We start from the raw sequence: 11915 nt of genomic DNA, 5'->3' as shown, positions 1-11915 counted from the left end.
AAAAATAAGAAGCAAATTATATAAATCACTATTAATAAAATTCGTGTACAATTTTATTAAATAAGACCTAATATTTCATTATAAAGTATAATGATCTAATAAATTTCCATTATCATCATATTTATAAATTTCCTGAGATGTTTCCCCTACGGAATAACATGAATAGGTAAGTATGCCTCCTTGATTATATTCATTCTCCCATCCTATATGGCTTCCTGATTTATACTCGATTTCTGCTTTTACAATACCATTTTGATATCTCGTAAAAACTATATAACCAGTATATAATTGATTATTATATAATGCAAGTCGACTTCCATCATAATCCCAATCACCCCACTGTATATCATTTAAATTAACTCTTTCTTTTGTTGGTTCTTTTAATCCCATAAAATTTATATTTTAATTTGACATTATCATTCGTATTTCCTTAGTAAGGAAAAAACAATCTGCACATCTAGGCATTATACCATTAACAGTATAGTTTTTATTATATCCTAGAATTTTTTTGAAGACATCATCGGTAATATTAACCCCATTAGCTTCAAGTCTCCATAAAAGTTCATTTAATGCTCTTACTTCAGCATGCGTCCCAGGAATATGTCCTGTAAATCCTTTACTAAAATCATCAATTTTCCATGTGTTTTTAAGTCTTACTTCAATATGATATATAAGTTTCTTTTCAATCCATGGATGTATTGTTCTGTATTGCCCTTTTTCAAAATTAGCATAAATAGATCTTATTTTATCTATATCAAGCATATTATTAGGCTTTGAAGGATTTCTATTCCAAACTACATTCAATGGATTTCCATCATTATTTTTAGGTTCCCGTAAGAAATCATCCATTTTGTTTTTAGAAATATTATCTCGTAATATAATCAGATCTGGAAAATCTTCATGAGAAAAACCACTTTTTAATGTTATATCTTTTAATTCCTTTGCATCATTAATAGCATTAACAGTAATATCAAATTCTTGCTCAACCCTAAGATATAATTTTTGACCATGCATTCCATAATGAGAAAACACTTCAGACAAAGATGTATCAAATGGAAATCCTGATCCTCTAACTGGAATATAATTTCTTAAATAATTTCTTTGAATTACAATATAGCTTGGTTCATTTATGAAATGATTAAAACTGCTTATATCATCTGATTTAAAATCATTATGAAAAATTAACAAATCATCATCTGAATATTTGCTAAAGTAAGTTTTAAAACTTGCTTCACTATTATATTTCTTCCAAGACTTAATGATATCCGGATTTGCTTTTATTCTACTAAAAAATTCTTCCTTACCTAATATATTTAAAAATTCAACCTGTTCCGTAGCTTCTAATTCTAAAAATCCAGCTCTAGTATTTCCTTCTACATGGAAACGCTTCCAAGCTTTTAACAATTGTGGCTTTGCTTTATAGCTATTGAATACGATATCAATATTCTCTACTTTATTTAAAAAGTCCCATCTTCTCTCATAACCAAAAGCTTCTAATTCTTTTTTAAATGAAGGCTCACTATAATATTTTGCCATACTATTAGTTTTTGCCTTACTTATAATAATCTCTAAAGCTGTTCGATCAGATGCACCAAGATTATAAAGCTTTTTCCAATTAATAATTGCTACAACTTCATCATTAATCTTTTCATTCATTTTTAACCATTTGCTAATATCATGCATTTGAATGAAATCAAAATAAAATCCTAATTGTTCTTCTTTAGTAAAATTTAAAAGTAAAGATTTAATATTATTAGTTGTTCCCGGGGCATATGTCTGAAGCAATGCATCTATTTTATCAACCATTGCTCCAAGATATTTTTCACTTCTTGCTAAAGAAATTAAAAAGTTTTTAGCTTCTAAACTAACAGCTATTGTAAGATTAGGATTACTAAGCATAGCTAATATACTTTCAGCTTCTTTTACTGCTTTAGTTTGTGCATACAAAGATCCTAGTCCAGTGCCTAACATTACAAGAAATGCAAGATTTCTTACCCTCTCATAAAACTCTTTATCTGTTTGATTAGTTGATGTTGAACTTAAATAAATGGCAAAATTTGCAAGAGTTGACGCTGTAAATGATATCGTTTCCGTAGTATTAATAATCTTCCAAAGTCGAATTACATTTGATGCATTTTGATAAGCAGAAGGGTTTAAAATTACTTTACCAGAGTCTGATAGGTATTTAAGATATCTCATTTCAGTTAATTCTGATGTGCCAGCTGTAAAATATAATAATAAAGCATCTACTGTAACCTGTACACCAAAATTGATTAAAGCATTTGTCTTATATTTTTCTTCAAATTCTTTGAAATAATAAAACATAAATGCTGGTACCTTAGGAATTGCAGGTAAACGAAACTCTTCTTTTTCATTATCTCCAACTTTCTTATATCCTAAAAGTAATATCGGTTGAAATAAATGATACCATAAATCCTTTTGACTTTCTACTCCTTGATAGATTGTAGATTGTTTTGCTTCGTATTTCTTAATACAAATTTTTTCATTATAAAATTTTTTATCAACTTCATAATGAGTAAATAGTACATCTTGTTCTATTTCGACTGCTTCAAATTCTAAGCTTTTATCTGTGGCAGGTTCACCATTTGATTTTTCAAAATATTCTCGTCCTGGTGAAACCAAGAAAAAACTATTAGGATTTAAACCATCTTGATTAGGTATAACTCCAGAAGGAATATGATTAGGATTATAGGTAGAAAATTTCCAAATAGCATATAAAATATAAACTAAAACTTTACGACTAAGTTCTTTATTTCCTACCGGAATACCAATAAGAGGAATATTAATTTGAATATAATATTCGTTTATTTTATAATACAGGTTTTGGAAATTTAACATTTCTCCATTACTTTTCTTCAATAAAAAACCAAGAAAATTATCTGCATCATTGGAATTGGCAAAACTAGATATGACCTTGAGTAAGTTATTTTGTGTTAAATAAGCTCCATCATCTTGTGGTAAATACTTTGTGTTTAAAGCATCTATCACTATTGCTAATCTAGTATCATAATCGAGTATTCCTAATCCTTCTGTAGTAAGATATTTCAACAATAAGTTTAGGCGGCGTTCATTATCAGCCTTATCTTTTTCTTCTTGGGTAGCCACACCTATTGTTTTATTAGGTAAGGCAACACCATCTTTTGTGATTGGCTTCCCATTAAAATCTAATGGGTTATTCTTACTATCATATCCAAAATAAATATCTTTATCTGCGGCTTTCAATGAGCTGTAAAAGCTTGAAATTGAATTATAATAAGCTTCTGCATATTCTAATGATTTCCCTTCTAATAAAAAACTGGCATCAACATTATCAACATATCCCCAATCTTTGAGTATATTTCCTATTATTTTATCTATTTTAAACAAACTATCATATTCAGAACTATTATTTAATTTTTCTTTCTTGTAAACGGCCTGCTTAATAGTATCCAAATCTTTTTTTGCTAATATTCCAAAAATCTCACTATGTATATAATAAGTTCTAAAGCAAATCATTGTAATTATTTTTGTATAATATTGCTTTCTAAATTCCTCATTATTTACAACTGAAATATTCTTTGTGAAAAACTTTCCAGAATACGAGTTTAGCTGATTATCAGATGTATCCACAATTATTGTATCAATTGGATATTTATTTGGATTAAATAAATCAATCTCCAAATCTTCAATAATTATTGTATATTTTCTTTGTTTATAATATTTGGATGGCTCATCAAATTCTAATCTTTCGAGTATAATGAAATCATACAATTGAGCATATTGAAAATTATTATCAAACCAATTTTTACTATTCAATAGTTCATCCAGTGATATTTTAAAGTTTTTGTACTTCGTATATTCCGTATTTAAACAAAAACCTCCATATCGATCGAATCTGTATTTTTTTGTATTTAATTTATCTTTGTCTCTATCAAGTATGTGTTCGTAACCAATATATATATATCTTAGAGGTGAATTACCACTATTTTGAATATTAAACTCCAAAATTTGTCCCTCAGGAGTTGTTAAAAACTTATTAGATCCTCCCGTAGGTAATAAATTATAAGCCTCTCCATTAGGATTAGTCCCCTCTTTTCTTACTATTTTTCTATTTGCTAAAAATAATGCTTCCATATTATTAAGTGATTTTCAAATTAATAACCTCCTTATTTACCTCTACATTAATTGGCATCCATTTAGCATACTCTTCTGAAGTAAAAACCAAGTTATCTAATGTTATTACAAATATTGGATCTGTTGGAAAGGCTATTAGAAGTTGCCCTAACTGGCTTTCTCCTATAACTCCTAGTAAATATTTTTTATATTGACGGCCTTCGGAAGATTCATAATAAGAAGTTTCTTCAATAAGAATATTTTTAAAATAAAATTTCGGATTATTTAATTGCTTATCAGAAATTAATGATTTAAACTTAGTATTTTCAGTATCTGTAATTCCTACAATTTTTTTACTTGGTAATGTCAGATTTTCTACATTCAGGGATACTCCTGTCATTAAAGCACCATCAGATGCTATCAATTTTTCTGCTTGGAGGTAATAAGGTCTTCCTAGTTGATAAAAATTATTTATTTTATCATTATAAGAAATTGTTCCACTATTAGAATTATCCTGATAAGCTGCCCTGCTTTCAAAAAAACCTCCTACATTCTGTCTAATATTATTCAACAACGTCTCGTAAGTAACTCTTTTCAAATTTTCTGTATCATTTTTCATGATCAGATCCTCCACTTTCTTGGTAGTTACTGTTGCGATATCTTTTCCTCCTGTTTTACTTTCAAAATCAATCAATAATAAATTCTGATCAATTACATATTGAAGCTCATTAGAATTTTTGGATGCTATCATTGGCTTTACATCAATCATCCCGAAAATATCATCAATATCCTTCAAATCATACGTTGTACTTACAGCAGGATCACCCGGATTTGGACCAGGAGTTTCAGAAGTAATTTTCACGGTTTTCCCTTCATAAATCAGTTGTATAAAAGAAGCAACCGTCTTACCGGCACTTGTTTTATCTAATTTAAAAGTAATAGGTTTCGTAAAATTGGTATCTGCTCCGTTTCCATCCTCCTGAAGCAGGTTTTTCCCTCTGATAAAATAATCCTCATTTCGGGTATCTACATGTAAAACACCTTGTTTTACGTACATGGCAGCAGCAGCATTGTTATCCGTTGTAAGCTGAACCACCAATGATGGTTGTGCAACCAGCTCTTTTACCGGCCATCCTGCTTCAAACTGCTCTAAAGAAAGATTCGCAGTGGTGGGTCCAATCTTAATATTGTTGGTATTTCCTTCCAGATTCTGATTTCCATAGAAATTATAAGATCTCTGTCTGCTTCCCTGGATATACAGATAGGTTGTATCAGCTGTTTTAAAGCCTGAAATCTGACTGGCAATTTCTTCTACCGTTTGCAGAACAGAATTATCACTCATATGGATCTTCCCTTTCCCCTGCGTATGTAAACCATAAAAGGCAGCAATATCAAGGAATTGAGTGGCCGTTTCTCTGATCAGTTTCTTTTTAAAAGGGGTATTTCCTATGGCCTGATCTAAAACGTGGTCTGCGCTTCGGGCAAAAGCCAGATTCAATTTAAATGGATTTGGATCGTTCGCTACTGTATAGTCTCCTTCGTTCAATACAATATCAATACCCACACTTCCGTTAGCATTTCCAAGATGCGTTCCTCGTGGGATCATTGGTAGTTCAAAAGCTTTTTTAGGCTGTTCAGTAGCAGTACCTCCGTTGACCTCAACTTTAGAAATCTTAAGGAAATAATCATCAATAAGATCGGATTCTAATTGGGAATTCCCTACTGGAAACCCGATATGCTGAGCCGTAAACTGAGGGACTGTAATTCCCAGCATATTATAGAGACCTGTAAACTCTTTTTTGATAATGTCTATAAAGGCTGTTGGTGTTCCTGATGTGATCAAATCACCTTGGAAGAAATCTGATCTGTTCAGGCCTCTGTATACGATATATTTGATCGCTAATCCTTTAATCGGCTGATTAAAAGGCTTCAGGATCGCATTTACTTTAGTGGAGTCATTTCCACAAGGTTGTAAAAATACCTGTCCCTGGCAAATGGTATATACTTTGCCGGTAAAGCTTACTTTGGAAGTGGTCCTGAATACAGTCCCATTGGCTCCAAATTTTCCGGCTGGCAGTTGCGAGAATACCTTTCCCTTCTCCAGGAAGAAGAAAGATTCCGGCAAAAGATCAGGCCGTACGTTAAGCCCTTTGCTGTCGGGAGCTGTTGATAAGCTTCCCGATGGAATATTTTGTGGCATTTTTGTTATTTTTGGTGTTAATAAAAGATAAGACGGTAGTAATGATCAGTCTGATAAAACTGAAAAGGACCCCGAACCCTTAAGGTTACTGAAGGCTTTAAGAATAGTAAGCCTGGTTATTTTTTAAAGAGTGTTTTTCTTAAAAATCCGATATGATTTTTCTTCATGCATCTTAACTGCTTCAATAATTTTTTTATTCAGTGTTCTTTTAGGTTTTAACAAGTGCTCAATAAGAAGCGTTTTATTCTTTCCGGAAAAGACAAAACCCTTCCTGTACAATCATTCCGTTTGATTGTAGTATTGATTTTCACGGTGAAATAATCCCGGGATTATTTCGTGAAAATTACATATCCGTCTTTATCTTTTGGTAAATTTTGTAAGTTTCTCCAGGTTGCTTTGATCTTTCGTTCGCCTTTCCAGATGGAGTTTCGCTCAAAGTGTGGCAGGTCTTTAAAGGTTTTCCAGTTTCCGCCCCAGTTCCAGCCATGTCTGGCAAATATCTTCACACATTCGTACCAGTCGGCTACACCATCATTATCCCAGTCTTTCGCAGTGTCCCAGCTTGCTGCTTTTCCGTCGATAATAAGGCAAATATCTACTGCTAATCCGTAATTGTGAATACTTTGTCCGGCCTTGGCATTAGTGACTTTTTTTCCGACTTTCGTTCTCCCCTGCGCATACAACGCATCTTGTTCTTTGAAAGTTCTCAGACCTTGGGTAATTCTTACTTTTGCTCTCCCGGTAAGGGCTTCATCACATTCTTTTATAATTTGTGTGACTTCTTTCCTTACCCATGGATGGAGATTTTTTATTCTGTTTTCACTTGGTTTATCCATGGATGATTACTATTTTGTGATTTGGTGTTTGATTCTTTAGCAAAGGTATTTCAGGCTAACGCCAAAACTTGACGTGTTATATTGAATGATTAAAAAAATTGAAATTGTTTGCTACAACTGGTTTGAAACTTTAAGTTTAGAAATGGTAAATATCATCAGGATAAGCAAGCGTACAGTCATCTATAGTTCGTTCTTTAATTCTGAAACAAAAGTATACCCCCCCAACGTCAAAACTTGACGCATTATATTTTTTCGAGGAAAATTTTATCAAAGAAGAAGGATTCACTGAAACTGGCTATTTAATAAGGATGGAAGAAGGAAACTAAGAAGCTTCTACACTATTATAAAACAAGAATCCGGCAACAGACTTATTGTTGCCGGATTTAATTATTCCTGTATTCAGTTATTTCTTACATTTACTATAGTCTGAAATAATCTGTATCAGGTTTTCCTCATTCTTAAGATCAAGACTTTCATTTTTCAGCTGGTCAGAAACCGACTTGCAGTCTTTAAGATAGTCTGCCAGCTTTTCGGATAACTTATCATTGGATCTGCTGTCCAGCATTTGCCCTTTAGGCTGTATATCTGTTTTGATGACATATTTTTGAAGCTCTACAGGATCCTGAAGGAGCATAACCTTATTCTCTTTTGCAACCAATCTATAGAAATAGGAATTATTACCATGCAGACTTCCATAATTCTGAAGCTTTTTCATGAGCTCTCCTTTTACATCCAGGCCATAGTAACATTCTTCGTTTCCATTCGGAGATACACAGAAATGTACTCCTGAATCAGCATCATATACTTTGGTCGCCATACTATTCATCCCTGGTAATCTTTTCTTCAGCGTAACACGTTGTCCAAACCGATCTGCCCCATCCTGAGGAAGTTTTTGTCCAGTTCTTTCCGGATCCAGCATTTCAAACCAAATCGTAACTGCTCCTTCTGTTTTCTTTCCTGATTTCTCAACCAGATACCCCGGAATATCATATAAATTGATACTGCGGTTCACTGCATCATTCATTTTTGCCTGATGAAGTTCCTGATTTTTATAGTAAGCCTGATGTTCAAGTGTATACCCTTCAATAAAAAGATTAGCTACAAACTCATTGATAAATGCATAATCTGAAGGTGCATAAGGCCTTGTAGCGGTAAAGGTAAATTCATTGTTATCAAAGGTTTTTACCAAATATGTTTTCAACCCCTGATTGGTTTGATACATAGAAGCCACCTTCACACCATCCAAATCAGTTACTTCCAGACAAGATCCCGTATTATTGAACCCTACACAGTTAAACGCTCTTGAATATCCAATAATTTTAGATTGAAAGCCTCCGCTATTGATCAAAATTTCTCCATTGGAACCCATTCTTGGATTGTAGAGGCTTCTGATATTATCAAGTCTGCTTTTTCTTGCATTATCTTCAGCAATACTGTTGGTTTTTGCAGCCAGATATTTGTCGCCCAGATTTTCCCTCGGAGTAGTAAAGAATTTTTCTAGTTCTGTCTTATCAAAACCATTTTCATTGAAAAGGTGATATTTTACGGCCAATTGATAAGCTACAATTCTATCTACCTTAAATGAGGTAACCAATACTTCATAAGGAATCTGAGTGGTCTTCCCATCTGCAGATTTCATATCAAGATAATAAAGAAACTGTTCTTTTGCTAACGTCACTCCTTTTAAATCGGCATCAAAAACCTTTTCATTCGCCAGGTTATAAAATTCAAAATGATCTCTGTAAGGGGATTTCAGGATTCCTACTTCCTTTTCATTGAATAAAATCTTATCTTTTTTCAACTGTATCTTTTGAGAGAATACTACAGAAGAAAATAATAAGGCTGTTAGTAGATATATTTTCATGATTCAATAGTTAACAATAATTTAAAGATGAAAAATACGAAAAAAAATGAAGAGAGGGAGAGGTTGGAAGCTGGAAGAGCGAAGGTTACTATTCTATAGGAACTTTTGTTTGTTGTTTGATGGAATAATCTAAATGAAGTATTGGATGATGTATTTTTCTATACGAGGTGTTATTTTTTAGACGCAAAGTTATAGTGATTCGGACGATTTATTTTTAAGTAAGCTAAGATTGCGGTAAACCGCCGATGAAGCGTGGGAATTGTGCATACGTTTAATAAGAATCAATTACATTGATTCTAGTTTTGCTTCCTTAAAATTGTAAAGATTTAAATTTAATCTTCGTTTGAAAAAATCAGGTGATAAATTAAATGGTTTAGATAAAATATTGGGTGATGTGTTTTTCTATACGAACTGTTATTTTTTAGACGCAAAGTTATAGTGATTCGGATGATTTATTTTTAAGTAAGCTAAGATTGCGGTAAACCGCTGATGAAGCATGGGGATGTGCATACGCTTAGTAAGAATCAATTGCATTGATTCTAGTTTTGCTCCCTTAAAATTGTAAAGATTTAAATTTAATCTTTGCGTTTGAAAAAATTAGGTGATAATTAAATACTTTTATTGATTCTTATATTGAGAGCCCTCTTTTCTTGGAATGACAAAATACAAAAGTTAAAAAGACTGAATTATGTATCCAAACCATCAGTACTTCCCTCTTCCAGCATCAGGCTTTCTGCCTCCTTAATTCTTTAACCAGTTCAGGCATTCAGTAATCTGCATTTTACTGATAAATACCTCATCACTTACTTCGGGTTTGGGAGAAAGTTTTAGTTCTACCTTTTGGCTTGAATGCTTGATGATTTCTGTAATTGCTTCTTTATTAATGATAAACTTACGGTTCACTTTAAAGAAAACCTGTGGATTAAGTTTCTGGATAATATCCTTGATGGTATCATCAAAAATATACGTTTGATTATCCATGGTTGTAAGGAAAAGATATTTTCCTGAAGCAAAGAAATAGGCTGTATTTTGTTCATCTACAGACCTTAGCTTATTACCTTCCCGCACCATAAAACGCTTCATCATCTCAGTATCTTCTCCCTGACGTAAGGTAGAAATGGATTTCAATAAAGGTTCTGGATCAAAATTATTTCTGATGGAAACAAATTTCTGTAATGCCTGATGGAGATCTTCTTCTTCAAAAGGTTTCAGGACATAATCTATGGTAAAATGTTTGAAAACACGCATTGCATACTCATCAAATGCCGTAATAAAGATGATGGGAGTAAAAAGCTCTACCTGCTCAAAAATTTCCAGGCTCATCCCGTCGCCAAGATGAATATCCATAAAAATAAGATCAGCAGAATCAGTTTCAAAGAAGTCTATTGCCTTTTTTTTAGAACGAAGAACCACAATTTCCGTAACAGGAATGATGTTTTGTTTATCTAAAAGGTCTTTCAGATAATTAACAGCCAGCAGCTCATCTTCAATAATGGCAATTTTCATACTGCAAAAGTACAAAAAAACCGCTAGAACGGTTAAATTCTAGCGGTTTCAGGGGTTGTTAATATGAAGTGTTCTATAAATTAGGATTATTTTTTCTTGCACTCATCGGATATTCTATTGTATATCTCGGATCATTCTGCTGAAGAATATAGTCCTTACCGTTAATGGTATGTTTAATTTCTTTCTGGTTAGCCCTTCTCAGGTCAAACCATCTGTGTCCTTCTACCGCAAACTCTCTGAATCTTTCATCAAGGATGAAATTCATAAAGTTTGCAGCATTCATTGGTGTTACCATATTCTGAACGGTTGTATATCCTTCCGGAGTATATCTGTTTTTAAGAACTTTTAATAACGTTTCTTTGGCTTCATCAAGTTTGTTCAGTTTCAGTAATGCCTCAGATTTTATGAAATACATTTCTGTAGTTCTGAAGGATACTTTAAATTCTGAACTTCCTTTTTTAATGATTTTATACTGGCTGCCATTTTTTTCGAAATAGAGCTTAAACCTTTTATCTGTAGTAGTATTGAATTTTGACATTAACTCAGAAGATGCAAATGATAAATTCTGTGCAGCACTGTCAAATACATCATCCAAAGCCATAATAGATTCTACCGCCATATAATGATGAGGAAGTGTACTACTGGTATTCAAATCAACAAGATCTCCTTTCATGGCTAATGCCTGTTCTGCATAATACAAAGCTTTGTTCCAGTCATTTTGATAAAGAGCTGTTCTGGCCTGTAAAGCCATTAATGCAATCTTGGAGAATCTATAGTTGATTCCTGCTGTCTGCTTCTGCTCTACCATAAGACCTTCTGCCTTACTCATATCTGCATGGATCAGATTATAAACTTCCTGCACGCTGGATGGCTTTAATACAGCTTCAATATCCATTTCAAGACTGATCGGAACCCCTCTGTCTGTAGAAGCTGTAGCACTGTTGTATGGCTTCGCATATAGATTCACCATGTCAAAATAGGCATAAGCACGTAATGCATAAGCTTCTGCAAGAATTTGCTGCTTTTCAGGAGAGTCTGCCATGGTTTTTACTCCTTCATTGATGATCTGGTTCAGATAAAAGATCACTGAATAAAACTTCACCCATGGGAATTCTAATGTTGCAGAATCATTATTGGTATCTTTCCACATCGCGATTTCACGATATACATTGAAATCACTGATATTTTCATTAACAGTTACCTCATCGGTACGAAGTACTGATAAAGACTTATGATTAGGATATTTTGCATAGGCTGAGGTAAGAACTTTACGATAATCTTCAACAGTAGTCGGAATTACTTTTCCTTCAGGCTGAATATCTAAAAATCTGTCACATCCTACAGTGGTAAAGCTGATAACCGCTAATGCTATGATCGTTGTTATTTTTTTCATTTT

General features: G+C 32.9%; 7 protein-coding genes. All 7 read right to left on the bottom strand.

The window, feature by feature from the left end:
- Positions 1-78 precede the first annotated feature (78 nt).
- Positions 79-390 (bottom strand): hypothetical protein, encoded by a 312-nt coding sequence (locus AC3HD6_RS01970; protein WP_488894831.1) that lies wholly within the window; start codon positions 388-390, stop codon positions 79-81.
- 12 nt (positions 391-402) lie between these two features.
- Positions 403-4134, bottom strand: coding sequence for a hypothetical protein (locus AC3HD6_RS01965; RefSeq protein ID WP_488894830.1), 3732 nt, complete (start codon positions 4132-4134; stop codon positions 403-405).
- A gap of 4 nt (positions 4135-4138) precedes the next feature.
- Positions 4139-6313 carry a hypothetical protein gene (locus AC3HD6_RS01960; RefSeq protein WP_488894829.1) on the bottom strand — a complete coding sequence of 725 codons (2175 nt, stop codon included), beginning with the start codon at positions 6311-6313 and terminating at the stop codon, positions 4139-4141.
- Positions 6314-6642: 329 nt separating this feature from the next.
- A complete protein-coding gene (locus AC3HD6_RS01955; RefSeq protein WP_488894828.1) occupies positions 6643-7149 on the bottom strand; it encodes a M15 family metallopeptidase in 507 nt (168 codons plus the stop codon).
- Between the two features lie 403 nt (positions 7150-7552).
- The gene (locus AC3HD6_RS01950; RefSeq protein ID WP_488894827.1) at positions 7553-9013 is read right to left on the bottom strand and encodes a hypothetical protein; all 1461 of its coding nucleotides are present in this window, start codon (positions 9011-9013) and stop codon (positions 7553-7555) included.
- Positions 9014-9754: 741 nt separating this feature from the next.
- A complete protein-coding gene (locus tag AC3HD6_RS01945; protein ID WP_488894826.1) occupies positions 9755-10519 on the bottom strand; it encodes a LytR/AlgR family response regulator transcription factor in 765 nt (254 codons plus the stop codon).
- A gap of 73 nt (positions 10520-10592) precedes the next feature.
- The gene (locus AC3HD6_RS01940) at positions 10593-11912 is read right to left on the bottom strand and encodes a RagB/SusD family nutrient uptake outer membrane protein (protein WP_488894825.1); all 1320 of its coding nucleotides are present in this window, start codon (positions 11910-11912) and stop codon (positions 10593-10595) included.
- Positions 11913-11915: the final 3 nt, after the last annotated feature.

Source organism: Chryseobacterium sp. II3a (genome assembly GCF_057815135.1).
Note: the sequence above shows the minus strand (reverse complement) of the source record. Positions and strands in the feature narration are given on the sequence as shown.

Coding starts and splice junctions, on each gene's coding strand:
- AC3HD6_RS01970 (WP_488894831.1), bottom strand. CDS start 390: ATGGGATTAAAAGAACCAACAAAAGAAAGAGTTAATTTAAATGATATA.
- AC3HD6_RS01965 (WP_488894830.1), bottom strand. CDS start 4,134: ATGGAAGCATTATTTTTAGCAAATAGAAAAATAGTAAGAAAAGAGGGG.
- AC3HD6_RS01960 (WP_488894829.1), bottom strand. CDS start 6,313: ATGCCACAAAATATTCCATCGGGAAGCTTATCAACAGCTCCCGACAGC.
- AC3HD6_RS01955 (WP_488894828.1), bottom strand. CDS start 7,149: ATGGATAAACCAAGTGAAAACAGAATAAAAAATCTCCATCCATGGGTA.
- AC3HD6_RS01950 (WP_488894827.1), bottom strand. CDS start 9,013: ATGAAAATATATCTACTAACAGCCTTATTATTTTCTTCTGTAGTATTC.
- AC3HD6_RS01945 (WP_488894826.1), bottom strand. CDS start 10,519: ATGAAAATTGCCATTATTGAAGATGAGCTGCTGGCTGTTAATTATCTG.
- AC3HD6_RS01940 (WP_488894825.1), bottom strand. CDS start 11,912: ATGAAAAAAATAACAACGATCATAGCATTAGCGGTTATCAGCTTTACC.